This window comes from Sphingobacterium sp. BS-2 (assembly GCF_046161205.1).
GTDB classification, from domain to species: Bacteria; Bacteroidota; Bacteroidia; order Sphingobacteriales; family Sphingobacteriaceae; genus Sphingobacterium; species Sphingobacterium mizutaii.
In genome coordinates this window covers 125,691-147,131 of the sequence record NZ_JBIXGO010000017.1, presented here as the reverse complement: position 1 = coordinate 147,131, position 21,441 = coordinate 125,691, and the positions used below count along the sequence as shown (strand labels likewise).

The 21,441-nt window shown below is 40.5% G+C and carries 19 protein-coding genes; 6 read left to right on the top strand and 13 right to left on the bottom strand.

Annotated features, from left to right (window positions below; all coding sequences use genetic code 11):
• Nucleotides 1-229: 229 nt before the first annotated feature.
• Nucleotides 230-1,303 carry a DUF3667 domain-containing protein gene (locus tag ACK2WI_RS09440; protein WP_409150521.1) on the top strand — a complete coding sequence of 358 codons (1,074 nt, stop codon included), beginning with the start codon at nt 230-232 and terminating at the stop codon, nt 1,301-1,303.
• Nucleotides 1,304-1,429: 126 nt separating this feature from the next.
• Here ACK2WI_RS09440 and ACK2WI_RS09435 read toward each other — a convergent pair whose 3' ends face one another.
• From ACK2WI_RS09435 to ACK2WI_RS09400, 8 genes are all read right to left on the bottom strand, one after another.
• Nucleotides 1,430-1,552, bottom strand: coding sequence for a hypothetical protein (locus ACK2WI_RS09435; protein ID WP_409150519.1), 123 nt, complete (start codon nt 1,550-1,552; stop codon nt 1,430-1,432).
• Nucleotides 1,553-1,999: 447 nt separating this feature from the next.
• Nucleotides 2,000-2,260 (bottom strand): hypothetical protein, encoded by a 261-nt coding sequence (locus ACK2WI_RS09430; protein ID WP_409150518.1) that lies wholly within the window; start codon nt 2,258-2,260, stop codon nt 2,000-2,002.
• A gap of 61 nt (nt 2,261-2,321) precedes the next feature.
• A complete protein-coding gene (locus ACK2WI_RS09425) occupies nt 2,322-2,789 on the bottom strand; it encodes a DsrE family protein (RefSeq protein ID WP_409150517.1) in 468 nt (155 codons plus the stop codon).
• A gap of 5 nt (nt 2,790-2,794) precedes the next feature.
• Nucleotides 2,795-3,370: a TlpA disulfide reductase family protein gene (locus ACK2WI_RS09420; protein ID WP_093095038.1), complete on the bottom strand. Its 576-nt coding sequence runs from the start codon at nt 3,368-3,370 to the stop codon at nt 2,795-2,797.
• Nucleotides 3,371-3,387: 17 nt separating this feature from the next.
• Nucleotides 3,388-4,476: an efflux RND transporter periplasmic adaptor subunit gene (locus tag ACK2WI_RS09415; protein ID WP_409150516.1), complete on the bottom strand. Its 1,089-nt coding sequence runs from the start codon at nt 4,474-4,476 to the stop codon at nt 3,388-3,390.
• Between the two features lie 3 nt (nt 4,477-4,479).
• Complete coding sequence (locus ACK2WI_RS09410; protein ID WP_313367301.1) at nt 4,480-7,635, bottom strand: efflux RND transporter permease subunit; 3,156 nt, start codon at nt 7,633-7,635, stop codon at nt 4,480-4,482.
• Between the two features lie 8 nt (nt 7,636-7,643).
• Nucleotides 7,644-8,999 (bottom strand): TolC family protein, encoded by a 1,356-nt coding sequence (locus ACK2WI_RS09405; RefSeq protein WP_409150515.1) that lies wholly within the window; start codon nt 8,997-8,999, stop codon nt 7,644-7,646.
• A 136-nt stretch (nt 9,000-9,135) separates the two neighbouring features.
• Nucleotides 9,136-9,537 carry a hypothetical protein gene (locus tag ACK2WI_RS09400; RefSeq protein WP_093095030.1) on the bottom strand — a complete coding sequence of 134 codons (402 nt, stop codon included), beginning with the start codon at nt 9,535-9,537 and terminating at the stop codon, nt 9,136-9,138.
• 105 nt (nt 9,538-9,642) lie between these two features.
• Between ACK2WI_RS09400 and ACK2WI_RS09395 the strand changes: the two genes are divergently transcribed.
• From ACK2WI_RS09395 to ACK2WI_RS09375, 5 genes are all read left to right on the top strand, one after another.
• Nucleotides 9,643-10,830, top strand: coding sequence for a FecR family protein (locus ACK2WI_RS09395; RefSeq protein ID WP_409150514.1), 1,188 nt, complete (start codon nt 9,643-9,645; stop codon nt 10,828-10,830).
• Nucleotides 10,831-11,004: 174 nt separating this feature from the next.
• Nucleotides 11,005-14,496, top strand: a complete 3,492-nt coding sequence (locus tag ACK2WI_RS09390) for a TonB-dependent receptor (protein WP_409150512.1) — start codon at nt 11,005-11,007, stop codon at nt 14,494-14,496.
• A gap of 8 nt (nt 14,497-14,504) precedes the next feature.
• Entirely contained in the window at nt 14,505-16,202 is a 1,698-nt protein-coding gene (locus ACK2WI_RS09385; RefSeq protein ID WP_093095027.1) for a RagB/SusD family nutrient uptake outer membrane protein, read from the top strand.
• A 17-nt stretch (nt 16,203-16,219) separates the two neighbouring features.
• On the top strand, nt 16,220-17,053 hold the full coding sequence (locus ACK2WI_RS09380) for a hypothetical protein (RefSeq protein WP_312697573.1): 834 nt from the start codon (nt 16,220-16,222) through the stop codon (nt 17,051-17,053).
• Nucleotides 17,054-17,405: 352 nt separating this feature from the next.
• A complete protein-coding gene (locus ACK2WI_RS09375) occupies nt 17,406-17,990 on the top strand; it encodes an RNA polymerase sigma factor (protein WP_409150510.1) in 585 nt (194 codons plus the stop codon).
• A gap of 3 nt (nt 17,991-17,993) precedes the next feature.
• Here the strand turns inward: ACK2WI_RS09375 and ACK2WI_RS09370 are convergent, their stop codons facing one another.
• The 5 genes from ACK2WI_RS09370 to ACK2WI_RS09350 form a co-directional block, all read right to left on the bottom strand.
• On the bottom strand, nt 17,994-18,620 hold the full coding sequence (locus ACK2WI_RS09370; protein WP_175486266.1) for a Crp/Fnr family transcriptional regulator: 627 nt from the start codon (nt 18,618-18,620) through the stop codon (nt 17,994-17,996).
• An 11-nt stretch (nt 18,621-18,631) separates the two neighbouring features.
• Nucleotides 18,632-20,011 carry an MBL fold metallo-hydrolase gene (locus ACK2WI_RS09365; protein ID WP_409150509.1) on the bottom strand — a complete coding sequence of 460 codons (1,380 nt, stop codon included), beginning with the start codon at nt 20,009-20,011 and terminating at the stop codon, nt 18,632-18,634.
• 49 nt (nt 20,012-20,060) lie between these two features.
• Nucleotides 20,061-20,369 (bottom strand): rhodanese-like domain-containing protein, encoded by a 309-nt coding sequence (locus tag ACK2WI_RS09360; RefSeq protein ID WP_409150508.1) that lies wholly within the window; start codon nt 20,367-20,369, stop codon nt 20,061-20,063.
• 73 nt (nt 20,370-20,442) lie between these two features.
• Entirely contained in the window at nt 20,443-20,856 is a 414-nt protein-coding gene (locus ACK2WI_RS09355) for a DUF6691 family protein (protein ID WP_409150506.1), read from the bottom strand.
• Between the two features lie 3 nt (nt 20,857-20,859).
• The gene (locus ACK2WI_RS09350; RefSeq protein WP_093095017.1) at nt 20,860-21,408 is read right to left on the bottom strand and encodes a YeeE/YedE family protein; all 549 of its coding nucleotides are present in this window, start codon (nt 21,406-21,408) and stop codon (nt 20,860-20,862) included.
• Nucleotides 21,409-21,441: the final 33 nt, after the last annotated feature.

Here is a 21,441-nt window from a genome sequence, read left to right as displayed (position 1 = left end):
TTGATATTTTTGTGTAAAGGAATTGTAAAATTAACATTAAGATTAGCTTCTAATCTATTGTATTTGGCCAATTTTTTTTCAATTACTTTCGAAAATTTATTATACCGAAAAATTAACCATGAATTTGAGCGGCTCCCATCGGGCCTGAATTATTAAGATCTTTTATCGGAAGAATATCTTATTTTTTTAATAAAATTTAATATTTTGCATCAAAACACTAACCAAATTAATGAGCCACGGAAAACTACGTGAAGATAAAACCTGCTTAAATTGCGGTCACTTCGTCGAAGAAAGATTCTGCCCACATTGCGGACAGGAAAACACGGAAAACAGACAGCCTTTTCATTATCTATTCACCCATTTTTTTGAAGATTTCACCCATTACGATGGCCAATTCTGGAAGACCATGAAGTACCTGATGCTCTATCCAGGTAAATTGACGAAAATCTTCCTCTCTGGTAAAAGACAAGGATATGTACCGCCGGTAAAACTATATATCTTCATTTCCTTTGTTACTTTCTTTATTGCTTCCTTCGTAGGTACCAACAGCCACTCTAAAAATTCAGGCAATGTGTCGCTTGATTCTTTACAGAAAGAAATCCTCAAAAAGGAAATCAATCAGGATCTTTTAGCCAATGGAAGCAATGGCGTTCTGGACTCTTCAAAATTAAATTCGCAATTGGATCGAGTCTTTAGATTGGATAGCATACAAAACGACCCATATGCAGATTTAAGCAAAACCAAGTTGTTTGATTTTAACTCCTTAGCTGAATATGACTCAATCTCCCGCGATAATCCGTCGTTTTTCCGAAAGATTTTCAGGCCTTACGTAAATAAATACTTCGAACTGAAGGATAAACAGGTTCCTTTAAATGAAATCGCTCAAAGTTTCGTTTCGATCTTTATGCATACTTTCCCGAAGGCACTGTTCTTCTATCTTCCGATATTTGCATTTATTCTCTATTTATTCCATGATAAGAAGAAATGGTGGTATTACGACCATGGCGTATTTACGCTTCACTATTTTTCCTTCTTGCTCATGATCGCAACCTTATTCCTGATCATGAACCTGATTGAACCTATCCTTCATGCTTATGTCTGGTTCAATCACCTCTCCACTTGGATCTATACCATAGCAATGATCTATGCAGGCATCTATTTCTTTATTGCCCATCATCGTTTTTATGCCACACGGAAAAGAAGGAGTATCTTGATAGGGATTTTGGTATTCATTGTCAATTCCTTTGTATTCTCCATATTATTGATGATCCTGGTCAGCATTTCACTATTGCTTATCCATTAATCAAAAATACAGTCATAAACAAAAACCGCCCACAGAATTTCTGGGGCGGTTTTTTAATATTACATTGTTGTTGTATGCTATTTTAGGCCGATTTCTAATCCTGAAAAAATTGACATTAGAGATCTTTTAGTTCCTACGTTTTACAGGATAAGCAAATTCTGACAATTGCATAATGCTATCATCAGTTTGTTCTTTTGAAAAAGCTACCGAAAGAAGCCATGCTCCTAATAAAGTAGATTCGATTTTCATAGTGTAACCAGCTTAAGGTATAGTTGCGAAATTAACATTGCTTTATTAAGAGAACATTAATAACGTGTTGTCAATTAATTAAGAAAATTAAAGTTTTTTACATTTTTGACTCTCTCTTTTTTAAGGAATTTTTACTAGATCAAGTTTGATGAGAGCGAGGATTATTCTGGGATTTTAGATTGGTTTTATTCGAGGCACATTCCGATTTTTCCGAATATGCCTCGAATGAAACCAAAGCTTGGGTCGGTTGGAAACTTGAACTTGGAAAGGGTTCGACAATGCTGGTGGGTTGGAAACGTATGGTGCTTTTGAACCTGGATGGATAAGATAAGAGGATGGGCCAAGATCTGGGAGGGAACCAGGATGGGCTTCGTCACCGCTCAGCCAACATGGATGAGAGGAAGGCCAAGATCTGGGAAGGAACCAATTACTTACAGTTCTTCAATCTTAGATTGAAGATGACAAGATCTTTGGGAGGAGAACCGTACAGATTCTTGACAATTCGTTCAGAATTGAAAGTGCTATTTTCTTTTTGAAGTGTATATCTTGGTCTATCCTCCCATCCTTTCCATCCTGGTTCAATACATAATCTTGGTCCATCCTCCCATCCTTTCCATCCTGGTTCAATACATAATCTTGGTCCATCCTCCTATCCTTCCCATCCTGGTTCAATTCATAATCTTGGTCCATCCTCTCATCCCTTTCCATCCTGGTTCAAAAAAAGCAACCCATTCTGGGTTGCTTTTTTTATCATTTCCTGCTCAATTCCTTAAGGCTTGACCACTGTCCAGCCTTCGTTGTTTAGAATGACGAGTTCTCCATTGCCGCTTGGGGTGTACCCAATAAAGTCAAAGAGTTCATCTTTTTTGTACCCTCTTTCATCCAAGGAATTCAGGCATTGTACGACGCGGACCCCTTTATCGATAAGGCCTAAAAGCTGTTCTTCGTATTTATTGTCTTTACGCATTACCTCTGTACCTCCGGAGAATGTTACCAATTCCACTTCCAATTTTCCGCTTAAGCGAGGATCCTTGAGAAGGTTATTGATATTTCTAAAAGCTTTCTTGACAATATCCGGATTATCGGTATCCAGTTGGTATACGGCTTTGTAATGCTCTTTTTGAGTTTCTGCACCTGTATATTGTTGATTTTTTGCGATGAGCTCTTCACGGCTTTGGCCGAAGGCATCATCAGCATGTAATCCTGCAAGTAGCACCATAATTAATATGTATTTCATTGATTTTATCTTTCGTTTTCTTTTGTAAGATCGATTAATCCCTGTTTAAGCTTTTCCGACTTAAAGTCCATCATGCCGACCTGTTTACCGATGATGTCTCCATTCTTGGCAAGGATTACGGTCATAGGAATCGAATTGGACATCAGTTCTTCAGGTAGTTCTGATCCAACGGTATACAATGGCAAGGTATATTTGTTCTTTGCCATAAATTTGGCTGCCTTGTCAATATCTTGATCTACTTCAATGGCCATAAAGACGATATCCTTTTCAGATTTCAATTCTTCGTGTAGTTTTTGAAGGGAAGGCATTTCTGCAATACAAGGGGGACACCAAGTAGCCCAAAAGTTCATGACAACGACTTTTCCTTTCAGGTCGCTCAAGGCAACGGTCTCGCCATTGATATTTGTAAAACTTGCTTTCAGGTCATTTTGTTTGCCGACCATTTTCGCTTCTTGGACTTCCTCTGTTTTATCAACTTGCGCAGTAGAATCTGCCGAACCTTCTTTATTGGTTGCCGAGCTACATCCAACTGCGAATAGGGCTAACATGGAGATCCCCAAAATCATTTGCTTCGTTTTCATATTTAAATTTGCTTAGATTATTTTATTATTTGAACTATTTGCCCAGAATTAATTTCTTCTGAACCTTTTTCGATGATCTGATCGGATGGATGTAGATCACCGAATACCTCCATCAGTTTATCCTGAGCCTGTCCTAGAACCACCGGAACACGTTCCACCTTGTTCCCTTCAACTAGCTTTAGGACAAATATTCCGGACTGCGAATTTACCACCGCAGATTGGGGAACAAAAACCGTTGGCCTTTTCCTTTTCAGGTTTAATTGCACATCGGTATAATCTCCACCATTCAACGCTCTACTCTTGTTCGGCACATCAAACTCCAGGGCCAAGGATCTAGAAACTGGATCGATGACCAAGGCATTGCGTTTCAATTGAGCGGTAAAAACCGTATCTGGCTTGCTCAAAACCTTAAACTTTGCCACGGTACTATCTGAAATGGATTGCGCATGTAATTCAGGCACAACCACTTTCAATTTGAGATTGTTGTTGTCTACCAATTTAAAGAATGGCATTCCCGTATCACCCATCAAAGCTCCAACGGAGAAATTCCTTTGGGTGATGATCCCTGAGAATGGAGCTCTCACCACTAGATATTCACGCATTTGGTTTGACTTCTTGTAGGAGAAGTTACTTTCTTCCAAGGCAGCACTATCGCGCAGCATCGAACCATAAGCTTGCTCGTATTCAAGGTCAGAAACTGATCCAGAGCTCTGGTTCTTCACTTTTTTCAAGCGATCGAAACGGCTTTTGCTCACTTCAAAATTGGCGCTTAATTGTTGGGATTTTGCGCGGTCGGCTGTAGATTGTATATCCATTTCAGGAGCTTCCAATACCGCCAAGATCTGCCCTTTGCTAACCTGATCACCAACATCTACATTGATCTTGCGTACAAAACCTTTGATCTTTGCAAAGACATCCACAGATTCATACGGATGTAATTCAGCAGGCAGCTTCAAGGTGTAGGAAGGCTGCTGTTCAATGGGTTGAGTAACCTTTACTGATATGTTCGTACTGGATGGACTCTCCTTTTTAGTATCAGTGTCCTTGCTGTTTGCCTGGCAACCAGCCAATAACAAGATAAGTCCGAATATGCTAAGTTTTTTCATTGTTTATTTCTCTAAATAAAATTTGCTATTTGAATCATCTGGATCCAATGATGGTGATCCATAAGATGCTTTGTTCATGATAAGACTGAAAATCAATGGGATGATCAACAAAATGGTAAAGGTTGAGCTGACCAAGCCTCCGATAACGGCTTGTCCTAATGGCGCCACCTGTTCACCGCCATCTCCCATTCCCAATGCCATTGGAGTCATACCTGCAAGCATGGCCAATGCGGTCATCAAAATAGGTCGGAACCTAGATTTGGCGGCCAATAAGGCAGACCTCGAGGCAGACAGGTTCAGTTTCTTTCTATACCATTCTGCCTGATTAATCAACAAGACCGCATTGGAAACCGATACACCGATGGACATGATGATACCCATATAGGATTGTAGGTTCAAGGTACTTCCAGAGATCCAGATCATAATCGAGGAACCAGCTATCACTGCAGGGACTACCGATAGGATCACCAAGCTCACTCGAACAGATTGGTAATAAGCCGACATCATAAAGAAGATCACCACAATGGCAATGGACAGTCCCGAGAGTAGTCCGGACAAGGTGTCCTCCAATAAAGTTAAGGTACCTTCTTTCCAGATCCGGGTACCACGAGGGGCTTCACCCACCCTTTCCAAGGATTCATTAACTGCTTTGTTGGCAGCACCAAGGTCTTTTTCATGGACATCTGCAATAATGCTCACATATCTGTTAGGGCCTCTTCGGTTTACCTGTGCTGGCACTTCATTGGCTGTTATTGTCGCTATGTCTTCCAACAAAGGCGTTGAAGAACCGGCCTTGACAGGAATGGACCTTAGATCTTGCAGCGTTTGGATCATGTTTTCAGGTACCTGGACCTGCACTTGGAAAACCAATCCAGACTTAGGATCTACCCATAAGTTCTTGTCTGTAAATCGGGTCGAAGAAGTGGTTGCGGCCAGGTTCCTGGAAACTTCTTGAACCGTTAGGCCAAATTCAGCCAATCTTCTACGATCAATCTTGATATCGATGGTCGGATAATGCAGCGGTTCTGCAATCTGTACATCTTTTAAGAAGGGATAGGTGGTCAATTCTTTTTTGATCTTCTCCGCAAAAGCTTCTGCGTTTTTCAATTGTGCTGAACTTACTTTCACTTCCACCGGAGTCATTGAACCCTGACCAATGATTTTCTCCATCAACTCAATAGGTTCAAAGTTGATCCTAGCTTCGGGATATTTCTCCTTGACATGACTACGGACAAATTCTTTGAACTCGTCTGTTTTCATCCCTAGTTTTTTCTTATCCAAGGAGAACTGCATTACCGCTTCTCCAGTTGAACTGGTAAACAAGAAAATTGGGTTGATGGGATTGGCAGATGGGTGCATCCCAACAAAAGAAGAGGAAATCTTAAGGCTGTTTTCGGGAAGTTCAGCAACCAAACTCTTGGTCATTGCCTTAACAGTCTCTTCCGTTCTTTCCAATCTGGTACCATCAGGCATGCGCAACCTCAATTGAAAATCCCCACCTTCTGATTTGGGCATGATGTCCGTTCCTAGAATATTAACGGCTCCAAACACCAAAAACAAGGCTACGACCACATAGAGAATGGATATCAATTTTGACTTTGCAAAATAATAGCGAAGCCTATATACGTACTTCACACCTACTTTATCGACAAAGGACCGTTTATATTTCCCTGCGTGATGCTTCTTGGTCTTCATGATCCAATTGGCCATGATGGGTACGAAGGTTTGGGATGAGATAAAGGAAGCGATCATCGCAAAGGCGACCGCCATAGAAAGTGGCATAAACATATCGCGCGGAATACCTTCCATCATAAATGCAGGGGTCAACACCGCCAAGATACTCAGCAAGATCAGCAATTTTGGAGCTGATATTTCCAACAGGGCATCCAATATGGCTCGGGCCTTTTTCTTTCCGAGTTCCATGTGCTGGTGAATATTCTCAATGGTTACCGTGGCTTCATCGACGAGAATACCTATGGAAAGCGCCAAGCCCGACAAGGTCATGATATTGATACTCTGACCAAACATATGCAAGGTAATTACCGCCGTAATAATAGCGATCGGAATGGTCAAAATTACAATGAGTGCACCTCGTGGATCCCGAAGGAAAAGGAATACCATTAAACCCGTCAACAAAGCTCCTAAGGCACCTTCAAAGATCAGATTGGACAATGACCTAGAGATATAGACCGACTGATCAAAGGCATAAGTAATCTTTACTCCTTCAGGGAGAAGGCTTTCCAGCATAGGCAGTGCTTTCTTCAGATTATCAACCGCATCTAAAGTAGATGCATCTGGCTTTTTGATAATAGGTAGATATACCGAACGTTTTCCATTAATAATGGCATAACCTACCGTTTGATCCGCCGCATCCATGACGGTTGCAACATCTCCAATGAGAATGGTCCTGCCATTCAAGGACTTAATAGGCGTCTGTAAAAATTCCTCCACCCCATTGGAAATGGAGTTAATGGGCGCCATCAGGTTTTTATCCCCGATACGCACATTTCCGGCAGGAGAAGGCATGGAGTTTTTAGTGACAGCCAAGGTCACCTCCTCGGGACTCAAGCCATGGGCCTTCATCTTCTGGGGATCAATATTGACTACCAAACTTCGCATATTACCACCGAAAGGTGCTGGAGCAGTAATGCCTGGGATATTCACAAACATGGGGCGTACTTTCGTAACAGCCATGGTTTGAAGCTCTGTTACCGTATGTTGGTCCGAGTCGAATACCAATTGGCCGACTGGCAGGGAACTACCATCAAAGCGGACCACCATTGGCGGTACAGCACCGGAAGGCAGGAATCCCATGGCCCTGGAAACCTGCATACTGATTTCAGCAGATGCTTGGGACATATCCGTTCCAGGATAGAAGGTTAATTTCATCAAGGACAATCCTTGTACACTCTTGAAATCCAACTCTTTGACTCCATTTACAAAGAGCAACACTTTTTGGAATTCATTGGCCATAAAACCATCCATATAAGCTGGGGAAAGCCCACCATAAGGCATGGCTATATACATGGCTGGAGATTCAATCTCCGGGAATATATCGACTTTAATCTTTTTGATAACCGGCCATGAAAAATAGGCAATCGCGAAGATGACCATGATGATGGCGATCGGTTTTCTTAAAGCAAAACGTATTAAATTCATAGTATTCTTTAAAAATGTGTAAACAACTGACTGAAATCTGCTTGTTGGTAACTTTTATTAACCATCAGATTCCAGTAATTCAAATAAGCCGTCAGGTTCTGTCGCTCCGTTTGTAGGAGGATTTCCTGGACCTGCAACAACTCCGAAAGGTTTATCAAACCACCTTCATAGCGAGCCTTATAGAGTTGATAGGCATCTTCTGCCTGTTGTCTACTGATATTTGATTCTTTAATACCATCTGCAGCAGCTGATATCTCGGCATTCAGCTGATTTAGGTTGCTACTGATTTCATTCTGTAGCAGCTCCTGTTCAAATAGATTGTTCTGAAGTTTTAGATTATATTGTTTCTTGTCCGACTTGGATCTAAACATATCCTGTAGATTCCAGGTAACTCCTACTCCTACAAAATAGTTATTGGCAAAATCATTATAGATTTCGCCATAGTTTCCATGGACATAACCATTGGCTGTAACACCTGAACTGCGATTTGCCAAGCCTCCCAATAACATCACGCGGGGAAAAAGTTCTTTGCCCTGTTTTCTCTCCAAGAGCGTAAGAGATTCTTCTTCCTTCTTTTTCATCATCAACAAAGGATGCTCAAGGGTACTGGTCTGCTGGCTGCCAATCAATTGTAAAAAAGCTTCTGGATTATTGTTTCCAGCACTTAATACCTCTTCATTGGTAAATTCCTTTAACAAGATCTTAGCACCATTTAATTTCCCTTGAATTTGAAGCAGATTGCTTTCTACATTCTTCAAGGAGGAAGTCGCCAATAAGGTATCTGCACCAGGAACAATACCGGCACGTGCCAAGCCTTTGGTAATATCCACTATGGATTGATAGCGCTCGCTATGCTTTTGGTACCAATCATCCATTACATGAAAAAACAGAAATTCAATATATCTCCTGGTCAATTTTTGTTGGACGTTATAAGAGAAATCTTGCTCTTTTAATTTAGTGTAGTCAATTTTTGTACTGGAAATATCTTTATCCAGTCCTTTTCTTCCGAAGTTGATCAAATCCCAGTTCATACTTCCCGAAAGAAAATGATTGAAAGTAGAAGAAGCACCATCCAATTGATTAGGACCGGAAATATTCATGATTCCGGGAAGCGGCAGAAAGGCACCAGAGGTTCCTTCGACTGAGCTAAATCCTTGTTGGAATTGGGCTTGGACTTGAGGTTTGTATTTTATCTGTTGGGCAATACTATCCTGTTTTGCCAATAGGATCTGTTGTTTCTGAACTTCAAATCCTTTGTAATAATTCCTTGTTTTATCCCAGAGATCTTGCAGGCTTTGTGCATGGCTATCCATAGCGATGAACAGTCCCAACAGGATCAATAGGCTTTTAAATTTTAAACCCATCTTAAATAGTAAAATTTGAATTGATTAAATGGCTTGGCCGAGCCATTACACAGAAAATTTAGGATTGAACAAGACAGTTCATTTCCAGGCCTACATACATTTGTCCACAGGACAAACTGCTGTCAGGATAGCAATTCTATAAGTTTAAACGACGGAATTGGAGGAATAGATCATTGGAATTGGTCTTTTGGGAATTCCAATGGTAATTTTCTACTTCTTTCCTAGGCAGGAAAGAAAAAAGGATTAAGGCAAGGCTAAACAAAGCAATTACAGCCGGCTGTACTTGAAAATCTTTAACCACGAGATCATGAGCTTTGATTTGCTCATTTGCAACGCTACAATCCACCGCTTCGTAGTCAATCCAAGAATCAGGTTTCGCTGATTTGTTGCTTCTGCTTTCAGTTTTGGTGTCCTGATACAGATTTTGCTTGATTGATGCCTTAATCGGACATGAGGTTAATACAAACAGCAATACAATCCCTAAGACCTTAGCGATAAGGGGAAATTGCTGATTGAACCCGATTGTTGTGTTAAGCATATCCGCAAAGTTATGGCTTCTGGTAGGAAATAAAAAATATTTTAAAAAAGTTACTAAGGTTTGACCCTATGTTTCGTTTTAGCTCCAACGACCATTATAAACAAAATGAAAACTTCCAGAGAAGTAGCTGCATTAATCAAAAAATACATTGAGGGGAATATCAGTTCGCTTGAAAGTATCCAATTGGACCAATGGATAAAAGAAAAGCCAGAACATGAAGAATTCTTTAAAAAGATCCTGATCGAAGATGAATTGTTTGAGGATGCTCTGACTTGGGTCAACCTGAACCAAACCGATCATACAGAATGGCTGGAAGATATCAAAAGCGACACCCTGCAAAAAATCAGGAAGGCTGAACCCAAACCTATCCGTTCTAAAAAACGAGTTTGGATTTATTATGCTGCCGCTGCTATCCTGTTGTTTGGCCTTGGATATTCATTTCTTAATTATCGTTCTCAAACAATTACGGAGGTTGATGCTGAATTATCTGCGGTACAACCAGGTTCCAATAAGGCGGAGCTTTCGCTATCCGATGGGAGAACCATTAATCTTCGAAGTGACAAGGATGGTATCGTGATTGATCAAGATTTGGCGTATTCTGATGGAACGCCCCTCCTTGAAGTCAACAAAAAAGAACTGACCAAAATTATGGCGACCATTCAGGTCCCTAAGGGCGGAAAATATCAGATTAAATTACCTGATGGTAGCAAGGTTTGGTTAAACTCCATGTCCAAATTGGAATATCCATTAGCTTTTGACCCGAACCGTAGAACCGTAAAACTGGAAGGTGAGGGTTATTTTGAAGTGGCAAAACTGAACAAGAACGACAAACGAGTACCATTTGAGGTCATCAGCAGTTCACAGACCATTGAGGTTACTGGGACCCAATTCAATGTATCGGCATATCCAGAAGATGCCCAAACCGTTTCCACTTTGGTGGAAGGTTCCATCAATGTACATTCCGCCTCCGGGAAAATAAGTCTTTCACCAAATCAACAGGCCATCAATTCAGCCAATGGACTCAGCAAGAGAGCGGTTGAAGTAGAGAGTTTTATTGCTTGGAAGAACAACAAATTCATGTTCTATGAAACCGAGTTGAGGGATGTAATGAAAGGCTTGAGCCGTTGGTATGATATACAGGTAGAATATCAAGGAAATATCCCTGCCACCTATTTCTATGGAGAAATAGGTCGGGACAAAAACTTAGCCGAGGTTATTCGGTTAATAGAGAAGAGTGGCGTGAAATTCAAATTGAAACAAAAAGGAAGTACCTATAAACTAATCATCATTTAATTAACTAAACAAATTATGAAGACAAACCATTACACCATTCCCATTTAGGGTGATCCTCATAAAAAAAACCGAACATGGTCTCTCACACCATTGTTCGGCTATACATGAGGATCTCAAGAATACAGTAAACTGATAGTAAACCTTAATCATTTAAAATCCTAATTGTACAAAAATATGATTTTTATACAACAATTTGATTATGGCAGTAGGTCTGCCATACCTAAATTAAAACACTGGGTATTGACCATGAAATTAACCTTTTTATTGACTGTCCTAAGTGTAGTTCAAGTATATGCGAACAGCTATGCACAGCATGTCAGCATAAAAGCTAAGAACTCACCCTTGGTTCAAGTGATGCAATCCATTCAGAAGCAGAGTGGGATTCCATTTTTCTTGAATGGCAAAGACATTGCAAATACCAAGATCAATGCAGATATCAAGAATGAAAAACTTGAAACGGCCTTGACCAATCTATTTACCGGGAAACCAATTTCCTGGGAATTGGTGGATGGCACGATCATTCTTCGTCGATCCGAAAATCCAACCCTAGGAGCGCAAGTTTCTGCAGTGGAAAACAGGGCTGCGCAACAAAGACGCATCAGCGGAAAAGTGAGCGATGAGTCCGGGAATCCTATTCAAGGGGCTTCCGTAGTCGTTACAGGCACTAGCAATGGAACGTCTACTGATGCAAACGGAAACTTTTCTTTAGAGGTCAGTGGAAGCAATATCAGCTTAAGTGTGAGCTATATCGGCTTCTTGAAATCGGAAGTTAGCATTGGCAACCAACAGAACATCAACATCATCCTAAAAGAAGATTTAGGCGATCTGGATGAGATTGTGGTTGTTGGATACGGTACCCAAAAGAAGAAATTAAATACTGGAGCTACCATTGAGGTAAAAGGCGAAGATTTGGAGAAATTAAGCACGCCTAGCATATTGGAAGCCCTACAAAGTCAATCACCAGGGGTTCAGATCACCCAAAGTTCAGGGATGCCAGGTGAAAGCTTTAAAGTAACGATCCGCGGTCTGGGAACCATCGGTAACTCCAGTCCTTTATATGTCATTGATGGAATCGCAGGCGGAGATATTAATATGTTGAACCCATCGGACATCGAGCGTATTGACGTATTAAAAGATGCGGCATCTGCGGCTATTTATGGAGCAAGAGCGGCAAACGGGGTTGTTTTGGTCACTACCAAGCAAGGTAAGGATGGAAAGATGTCCTTGCATATTGATAATTACTTAGGTTTCCAAAATGCCTATAAATTGCCTTCCTTATTAACGGCAAAAGAATATATGACGATTCAAGATGAACGTCGCTTCAATGAAGGTGCAGCTCCTTATGACTGGGCTAACCTAATCCCTAAACAATACCAACAAATTCAAGATGGAACTTGGAATGGCACCAACTGGATGAAGGAAATCCATAATGACGATGCCATTTTACAAAACACATCCTTGAACCTAATGGGTGGAAATGAACAGTCAAAATTCTCCATGGGTTATTCCATCACCAACCGTGAAGGGATTATTGGAAAACCTGTTCAACCTGATTTCCAAAGACATACAGTACGTTTAAACTCTGACCATATTCTATTGAAAAATGATGAATTCAATATCATCAAAATTGGAGAGAACATTAACTATGGATACAACAACCGTTCAGGAATCGGTATTGGAAACATCTATTGGAATGATGTGCACAACATGCTTGTTGGCAACCCTTTATTGCCGGCATTTAATGAGAATGGAGATTATTATGATCAACCGAGCAAAGTAGCGGATAAATGGGCATTGGATGGTGCTATTTCCAATCCTATGGCAGAAATGGTCTTTCGTAGAGGTCAGAATAAAGCAAAAAGCCACAGCTTGTTTGCCAATGCTTATATAGAGATCCAGCCGATCAAAAATTTGATATTCAAGTCGAATTTTGGATATAGAATGAGTGCATCCACCTATAGACAATATACAGATGTTTATAACTTATCGACCACCGTTCAAAATGCGGTTGATGATATCAGCCAAAACCAATCTGTAGGTTATAACTGGGTTTTAGAGAACACTTTAAGCTACCATTTCGAACCAATTACTGGTCATCAATTTGATGTTGTAGCGGGTCAATCCATGGAGAAGAGCGGTATCGGCGAAGATCTAAGCGTAACAACCTCTAACTCATCATTCCCAGGTCAATGGGAGAAAGCATGGGTGAGCAATGGTCAAGGTTACGATGGATTTATTCCAACCGTGAACGGTGTACATTGGCCAATGGGTTCCATTGCTTCGGTTTTCGGACGTGTCAATTACAACTATAATGAGACCTATATGGCTACATTGACCTTAAGGGCTGATGGTTCATCTAATTTCGCTCCTGGAAAACGTTGGGGATATTTCCCTTCCGCATCCGTGGGTTGGGTACTGAGCAATGAAGATTTCCTACAAGGGAATGAAGGCATCAACTTCTTTAAATTGAGAGCTAGCTGGGGTCAAAATGGTAATGCGAGCATTTCGCCATTCCAATACTTGGCAACCATTGCTATCAACAATAAAAACGGTTATTATTTTGGTAATAACATGAATACGCTGCTTCGTGGAGCATATCCTGATATTTTACCGAATCCGGACGTAAGTTGGGAAACATCCGAGCAGATCAACGTAGGTTTTGATTCGAGATTTGTAGACAACAAATTATCGGTGGTCTTCGATTGGTATAAGAAATCAACAGTGGATTGGTTAGTTCAGGCGCCCGTATTAGCAATCTATGGAACCTCTGCCCCATTCATCAATGGCGGGGACATTGTTAACAAAGGTTTTGAACTGGGTTTGAACTGGTCAGATAGAAATGACAACTTCAACTATAGCATTGGCTTGAACGGTGCTTATAACAAGAATGAAGTAGTAAGGATTGCCAATTCAGAAGGAATTATCCATGGGGAAGAAAATGTACTGAGTCAAGGAACAAAAGAAATGTACCGTGCTCAAGTAGGTTTCCCAATCGGATATTTCTATGGATTCAAAACTGATGGAATTTTCCAAAACCAAGATCAGATTGATGCATGGCGTGCAGCAGGAAAAGGAGTTTTACCTACAGCACAACCAGGAGATGTAGCTTTTGTGGATGCCAACATGGATGGCTCTATCACTGATGCCGACAAAATGATGATCGGAAATCCGCATCCTGACTTTAGTGGTGGTATGAACATCAGCTTGGGATACAAGGGATTTGACTTGGGTATAACTGCTCATGGCTCATTTGGACATCAGATTGCAAAATCTTACCGTTCATTTGCTGACAGTCCATTACAGAACTATACTACGGAGATCTTTGAAAGATGGCATGGTGAAGGGACTTCGAACAAGTTGCCTCGATTAACCAGTGGTAGCCATACCAACAATCAATATATCTCGGACATCTATATCGAAGATGCAGATTTCGTAAAGATCCAAAACATTACTGTAGGCTATGATTTCTCCAAATTATGGAATAAATCTCCTTTCAGTCAGATCCGTCTTTATGGTACGGTACAGAATCTGTACACATTCACCAAATACAGCGGTATGGACCCAGAAATCGGCTATGGATATGATAAGTCATGGGTTACTGGAATTGATTTAGGATTCTATCCGCAGCCTAGAACTATAATGTTTGGTTTAAACCTTAAATTTTAATTGCAATCATGAAAAAGACGATATTATTATTGATGGCTGTAGGATTTCTTAGTTCTTGTGAAAAGTTCCTAGATTCTGAGAGTTACGATAAGAAAAATACAGCGAATTTTCCGGTGAATGTATCGGATGCTAACTCCATGCTTACAGGGATTTACTCGAGTTTAAGCGCAGCAATTTCGAATGTAGCGAATACGCATTTCTACATGGCAGAACTGGCTTCAGACGACCGTTTTGGGGGTGGAGGTGAGAACGACCGTGATATGCAAGGTTTAGATCACCTGATGAATACCCAACCCGATCGTTTCTTGACCTTCTGGACAGCAAGATACCAAGGAATCTTCAGGGCCAATACAGCATTGGAAACATTGGATCAGGTTCAAGGTTGGACCAACGAAGGACAAAAGAATCAAGTTCTTGGTGAGGTTCATTTTTTAAGGGCATTATATTATTTCGAGCTCTCCCAGATGTTTGGTGAGGTGCCTTTGGTAACCAGTACCCAAGTCACCAATATCCCGAAGAATCCGGCAGCAGAAACTTACGCATTGATTGCAGAGGATTTGAAGACCGCTATCAGTTTAATGCCTGCTACTCCATACAATTCAGTTCCTTCGGGTCATGCGACCAAATGGGCTGCAGAAGCATTGATGGCTAGGGTTTTCCTTTTCTATACTGGTTATTATAAAAAAGCAGATCTTCCTTTAGCATCTGGCGGATCTGTGACCAAGGCGCAAGTTATCCAATGGCTAGATGACTGTATCAAAAACAGTGGTCATGACCTTGTGAGTGATTTCAGAAACCTTTGGCCGTATTCCAATGAGTTCACCAAACTGGACTATAAATACGCTCAGGACAACAACCTGAAATATGAAGGTGAAGGCCATAAGGAAACTGTTTTTGCAGTGAAATTCGGAACCTTGGTGGATTGGGGAGACCAATATAATTTGGGTTATTCCAATCAATACAACTTACACTTTGGATTGCGCTCTAACAACGGTCTAGCTGGAACTTTCCCATTTGGACAAGGTTGGGGAGCAGGACCAGTAAACAGTAACCTTTGGAATGAATGGAAACAGGCAGAACCAACCGATGTAAGACGTACAGGATCCATTATCAATATGGCGACCGATGTAGATTCCTATATCTTCGGGGCAGATAACCAAATGGAAGAAACCGGTTTTTGGCAGAAGAAATACATCTCCATTACCGCCTATGATAAGGAAACTGGAGCTCTGCTCCCATCCTATGCGATCTTGGCCAATGCTGCACAATCAGAAATGCAACTTGCCCATACACAGGATTTGGCATTGATCAGATTTGCAGATGTATTGTTGATGCATGCTGAGTTGACGGAGACCGCAACGAACCTGAACAGGGTAAGAGCAAGGGCAAAATTGACACCAGTTGCTTATTCATTGGCTGCACTGAAAAGAGAACGCCGTTGGGAACTTTCTTTTGAAGGCTTACGCTATTTTGACTTGATGCGATGGAATGATGCAGGTACTGCCTTGGCTAAACAAGAAGGTGTGGATATCAAAAACAAAGGTATTGACACGAAAATGAAAGCATTTGGGGGCGGTTATAAAGCACGTTATGAGGCTACTGGAGGTTTTTGGCCAATTCCAAGTTCGCAAATTGCGCTTTCAGAAGGCGTTTTGGTTCAAAATAAAGGTTGGGGAGATTCAAGCAATGAGTTTCCAGGTTGGTAATCAATAAACTTAAACAAATGAGAAATTTAATCAATATCATCATATTTTCGATTTCATTTGCCTTGTTATTGGGTTGTGAACCTATAGAAGATCGAATGGAATTGGGTTCAGCCATTGGAGCTGAGCAATTGGATATCTCTGCCACTGTTCTGACCGTAAATGGGAAAAAGAGCAACAAGGTGGTAGTCAACAATAACAGTCCGGTCCTATCCTCATGGGATTATGGAACGGGCGTAACACAAAAGAAAACAGATACTGTTCTGCTAGTTTCTACCGGAGAAAACGAAATCATTTTTACCGGGTTGAACCCTGATGGCAGTAAGATCAGCAAGTCATTGAAAGTGACTGTCGATGAGTTATCATTTCCTGTTCCATTGGAATGGGGAATGCTGACCGATGGTAAAGACAAGACTTGGGTATGGGATACGACTAAACCTTCAGTTTGGGGTAATGGAGGCTATATGGGTAGCAATGGACCAGCATGGTGGACCTTGAAAGAAGCCGATATAGATGGTCAGGCTCCTGGCGAGGGAAAAGGCGCAAAAATGATCTTTTCCCTTCGCGGAGCAAAATTGACTAAAGTAAAATCTACAGGCCAACAGGAAGTAGGCAGTTTTTCTTTTGATATGGGCAAGCAAGTGAAATTGGATGATGGAACGGTTTGGGCCAAAGGAAAATTAACGACCAAAGGCGTTACGGTTCTTTGTGGAAAATCACCTAATGAAGGAAATGCTCCTGTTTATGAATATGATATCCTTATCATCAATGATTCGGAAATTGTATTGAGCTATCCAGAGCCGGGAGTTGGTCCATGGGGAACAGCATGGTTCTGGAACTTTAAAGCTATATAGAGACAAGAGACAGGAGACATAAGACAGTAGACAAAGGTCAGAAGTCAGTAGGCAGAATGATTGTCTACTACTATAAAGAGAAGGTTTTGTTGGAGTCATTGTTATAATTGGGGGATCGAGGTTTGCGAAAGCAGATCTCGATTTCTTTTTGATCATTTTATTAGGTTTAAAAAGTTCACTGTCTTTTTCGATTGTGCAGTACTTGAATATGGAGGCTGGAACTGAGCTTAAGATAGTTTTAGGCTAATTTCTTTCTAATTTATTGCTTAAAAAAATGCTTTAAACTTTTTTATTCGTCAAATTAACATTAAATTTATAATGACCATTTTAATATTGCCTATCAAATCACGAGATGAACAATTTTGACAAGGAAGTCATTGGCTTACAGCAGGGTAAAGAATCTTCTTTATGCTACTTCATGGATCAATACAGCCATGCCTTGCACTTCTATGCGTTCAAAATTATCAAGGATAGAGACATTGCCAGAGAGATCGTTTCGGAAGCATTTTGTAAGCTATGGGAAAAGAAAGAGAACTTTCATGCTGAGGAAAGTATCAAATCCTTTCTATACATTGTTACAAGGAACGAATGTTTGGATCATCTCAAGTTAAAGAGAAATCAACTTCGGCATGATGAGGAATGGTTGGTAAACCTAGAATCAGGGGAAGAAAATATCCTGAGCAAGATCATCTATACGGAATTGATCGAGTTGATTGTAAAGGAGATTGAGAAATTACCGAATCAACAAGGGAAAATCATTCAGTTATCGGTATTGGAGGGCAAAGACACTGCAGAGATTTGCGAGGAATTAGGGACAACTGCTAGTAATGTTTATTTCTCAAGATCTAAAGCTCTTTCGACGTTGAAAAAGGTGTTCAAACACAAAAACATTTCCTATTATCACCTGTCCCTATTATTATTCTTATTCGAGCGTTAGTATTTATACTAAAACCCTTATTTCATTTCTTAGAAGGACGATTTTATCTTCATTTTCCAGTTTCTTAAGGATCCTGGAGACCACTACACGGGAGGTATTGAGGTCTAAAGCGATATCCTGATGGGTAACCGTCAGAATTCGGTCTTCCGTTAGTTTCACTTTTTCTTTAAGATAGTTCATGATCCGGTCCTCCATTTTGGAGAATGCGAGGTTATCGATGGCTCCAAGCATTTCGTTCATTCGGGAAGAATAGCTGTTTAAAATAAAGCTTCGCCAAGAACTGTACTTCACCAGCCATTCGTTGAGGTATTGGTTTGGGATCATAGCGACTACGGTTTCCATTTCAGCCTGTGCCCTGATCTCACTTTTTTTGTTCCCTAGGCAACAAGCTATGGACATGGTGCAGGTTTCACCTTTTGCCAAATAATAAAGCAACAACTCCCCTTCCTTTTCATCCTCACGCATGATCTTTATTGCTCCTGTTAATAGCAAGGGCATAGAACGGATATATTGACCGATATCAATAATTATGTCGCCAGACTGAAAGGTCTTTAAAGTAGCAACCGCCTCAATTTCTTCAATTAAGGCGGGTTCTAATATTCCGGTATAAGCGTTTTCTATTAGACTCATACTCAAATATACTATTTTGTTGTTTCTTTACCCTGGTTTTTCCAGTCTATAAAACTACCGGCATAGTTATAAACTTGGTTGAAACCATTTTTTTCTAGGTAAGAAGCCGCAATAGTAGCTCTGTCTCCAGATTGACATTGAATAATGATCTTTTTATCTTTGATATCGGTTGGTAATTTCTTTCTAAAAGAACCAACAAAGCGATGTTCAGCTCCTGGTATATGTTCAGCTTTGAATTCAGAGATTCCACGAACATCCAACAATACGGTATCTGAATTATCTTTCATTGCTTCAACAGTATCGGCATCGACAAGCTTGGTTTTTTCCAATTCAGCAGAATCCAAATCAGTCACGAAGCCTTTGATATTATCTAATCCGATACGCATTAATTTTCTTGTAATTTCTTCTTGGTTACCTTCGTCTGCAATCATGACCATGTTTTCATCATAGCCAATCATCCATCCTGCCCAGTTTGCCAGGGAATTATTGTTTTGGATATTGATAGCGTCCTTTAAGTGACCTTTAGCAAATTCAGTTTTATGACGGGTATCTATTAAGGTGATATCATCCATCTTTTCAACCTCTTCAACCGATAATGTTGGGTGCTCTGGCACTTCAACCAAAAGAGATCTGTCTACTTTGTTCAATTTCTTCATCATGGCAAAGTACACCGGGGCTTCAGGTTGATCGCTCAACAAGTAATTTTTGAAGCCTTCGTAGTCATCGCCGAATTGGAAAGCCCAGTTTCTGATCTTTTCATAGCCAACTGTACTGCTAGGTACAGCACCTAAAGCTTTACCACAGGCAGATCCAGCACCATGACCGGGCCATACCTGAACGTAATCTGGTAATGCGGCAAATTTTTTCAAAGATTCAAACATCTGCTGAGCACCAATTTCCTTAGTACCAACCAGACCCGCTGCCTCTTCTAAAAGGTCAGGTCTACCGATATCGCCTACGAAAACAAAGTCACCAGTGAAGATCATTACGGGCTCTTCGGATGCAGGATGGTCTGTCAACAGGAAGCTGATACTTTCAGGAGTATGTCCTGGAGTATGCATAACTTTTAAGCTTAGGTTACCCACATTGATGACATCCCCATCTTTAAGTCCTACATGAGGGAATTCATATTGCCAATTCTCACCACCTTCATCAGAAAGATATAATTTAGCACCTGTTACTTCAGCCAGTTCGCGAGAACCTGCTAGGAAGTCGGCATGAATATGTGTTTCAGCAATGTGCGTAATCTTCATGTTATTTTGCTTTGCAATTTCCAAATAGGAATCAATATCCCTCTTTGCATCAATTACAATCGCTTCGTTTTTAGCTTGACAGCCAATAAAGAAACTGGCTTGAGCTAAGGTTTTATCATAAACTTGTTGAAAAAACATAGAATTTGTTTAAAATATTAAATTTATAATTCTGTTAAGTTAATGTTTCTTATTTATTGTTTTGCGCCCAAGATAAAAATCCTCCTTGTAGATCGAAAATTTCTTTTGCGCCCATGTTTTCCAATATCATGGCCGCCATGTGCGAGCGTGCTCCAGAACGGCAATAGATATAGATTGGTTTTTGAAAGTTAATGTACTTTTTTGCTTGATCCATAAAATCCGAAGACTGTACATTAATTAAAGTAGAGCCATCAATCTTGCCTAATGCGTATTCCATTTCTGTTCTAACATCAAGTAGTTGAACGTCGTTATTTTTTATTTGAGCCTTAAACTCTGGAACTGTTAATAATTTTATCATATCAATAATTTTATACAACAAAGTTAGGCCAATCAAATACCAGTATCCGTTACTTTTGTTACACATCAATTTGTTAATGAGGCAATTTCTCTCTTACAAGACCATATACATAGGTTCCTAGAACAGCGAAAGCAGCCACGATCAACATACTATACAAACCTGAACCGATCAACACAAAAACTGGTCCTGGACATGCACCTACCAATGCCCAACCAAGTCCAAAGATAATACCACCAATAAGATACCTAGGAATGGATTTGGCTTTAGGTGTAATAGATACCGAATCGCCATTTACATCCTTTACTTTCTTTCGTTTCAGATATTGTACTGCAGGGAGGCCGATCAATAAGGCAGTTGCCATAAATCCATACATGTGAAAAGATTGGAAACTGAACATTTCATAGATACGAAACCATGAGGCAGCCTCGGCTTTATACATGACAACACCAAAAGCTACGCCTAATAATATAAATATTAATTTTTTCATGTCTTAAAAAATAAGGGGAAATAATAGATGAACCATGACCAGTCCACCGATAAAAAAGCCAACAACAGCAATCAAAGATGGCCATTGTAGATCACTGAGGCCCGAAATAGCATGTCCGGAAGTACAACCGCCTGCATACCTAGTTCCGAAACCAATCAATAAACCTCCAATTGCAAGGATGGCGATATTTTTAGCGTTGATGGTTTCGAAGATTTCTGTTGGGGAGTAAGCTGCACCGGCGCTTTCAATTCCTAGTTCCTTTAAATCTGTCACTGTTTGTTCGGAAATTTGAGGAATTTGGTTGTCGGAAAGAAAATGAGCAGCAAGAAAGCCACCAATCACGGAACCTAGCAGGAACAACAGGTTCCACATCTGTGTTCTCCAATCAAATTTAAAAAAGCTACAGGAATTGCCTGCCCCAAGGACAGCGCAGATGTTTCTGAAATTGGATGAAAATCCAAAAGTTCTACCTAGTAAAATTAAAGCCAGCATAATAAGGGCGACTAGTGAGCCGCCGACGTACCAGGGCCAAGGCCCCATTAATAAATCCATAGTCGTTAAATAAATTTTCTGCAAAAGTACGGT